This window comes from uncultured Aquimarina sp. (assembly GCF_947492115.1).
Taxonomy (GTDB): Bacteria; Bacteroidota; Bacteroidia; order Flavobacteriales; family Flavobacteriaceae; genus Aquimarina.
Genome location: NZ_CANLMM010000038.1, coordinates 1 through 753, shown reverse-complemented (window position 1 = coordinate 753; position 753 = coordinate 1). Strand labels below are relative to the sequence as shown.

The window sequence follows — 753 nt, the reverse complement described above, 5'->3', positions numbered from 1 at the left end:
AACGTTATCTCTCATTTGAAAAGAATAATTCATATACTAATAGTGATCATCACCATAATTGTGGTAGGAGCTTCTTTAATTTTAATTTTCGGAGTTTCAATAATGGGAAGTAAAACTGATTCTGAGTACTTTAAATTAAAAAGTGAAATCTATAATCGGACGGAAAACAGAACTATGCACTCATATAAATTAGATACGCTTGCATATGAAATCCCATATAGAGTGGAAATAATTTATACGGATTCAATTGTGAAATATCATTATTATAACTTACCAGATTCAACTAGAATAACTGATGTGAAATTCTTACCAAAAACAAGTCAATTATTCTTTGGTTCATTTGAATTTCAGAAAATAAAAAATGACGTTTATTATAACGGTATTTTTTCAAATAAAGGATTTGACTTGTATGAACTAAAAGAACCTGTAGTTGATGGAAATGGAGCTATGTTATTTAAGGAGAACTACGGTCTTTTAAATATAGACAATACTGCTTGGGGATATCAATATTTGATTCTTCCAAATGAATATTCTGACCAAAATTTGGAACGGGAAATAATTGATCATTTAAAATCAAAAAACGAGCGATAACAAAATATATGATGCCATAGCAGTTAAGTGATGAATCGAATGGTTCGTGTATTTTTGGCAAAGCGCAGTGCTTGCAGAATGAAAAAGTTAGCAACCAATGCGCAAAAAAAACCAAAAGCAGGGTAACATTTTGCCCTGCTACGACACATATATTAAACGTTG

Annotated in this window: 1 protein-coding gene; it reads left to right on the top strand. The window is 30.4% G+C overall.

The features are described 5' to 3' along the window. Positions 1-591 (top strand): hypothetical protein (locus Q1A73_RS24415; protein WP_299611439.1); only part of this gene is annotated, 591 nt, incomplete at its 5' end. Positions 592-753: the final 162 nt, after the last annotated feature.